1 protein-coding gene is annotated in these 394 nt (G+C 42.9%); it reads left to right on the top strand.

Annotated features, from left to right (window positions below):
- Positions 1 to 394, top strand: a 394-nt coding sequence (locus tag DAHG_RS18210) for a family 1 glycosylhydrolase (RefSeq protein ID WP_034456168.1), incomplete at both ends; no start/stop codon positions are given.

Raw genomic sequence — 394 nt, 5'->3', positions numbered from 1 at the left:
TTGGTTACGATCCACCACTTTGATACGCCGTTATATTTAGAGGAGCATTATGATGGCTGGAACAATCGACAACTGATCGAATTCTATGACCGTTTTGCGGAAACGTGCTTTAAAGAATACAAAGGGTTAGTAAAATACTGGCTGACGTTCAATGAAATCAATAACACAGTCATGTTCCTTGAAATGTTTGGCAATACAGCAAGTGATGAAATGTATCAGAAAGCGTATCAGCAGCTGCATTATCAGTTTGTAGCAAGCGCGCATGCGGTAAAGAAGGCACATGAAATCGATCCGAACTATGTGGTAGGCTGTATGATCTGCGGCATCACGTTCTATCCGGGAACATGTGATCCTGAAGATATCCTGCTGAACCGCCACACATGGGAAAAGGGAA

This window comes from Dielma fastidiosa (assembly GCF_000313565.1).
Taxonomy (GTDB): Bacteria; Bacillota_I; Bacilli_A; order Erysipelotrichales; family Erysipelotrichaceae; genus Dielma; species Dielma fastidiosa.
The sequence above is the reverse complement of the archived record's forward strand: the minus strand, read 5'-3'. Positions and strand labels throughout refer to the sequence as shown.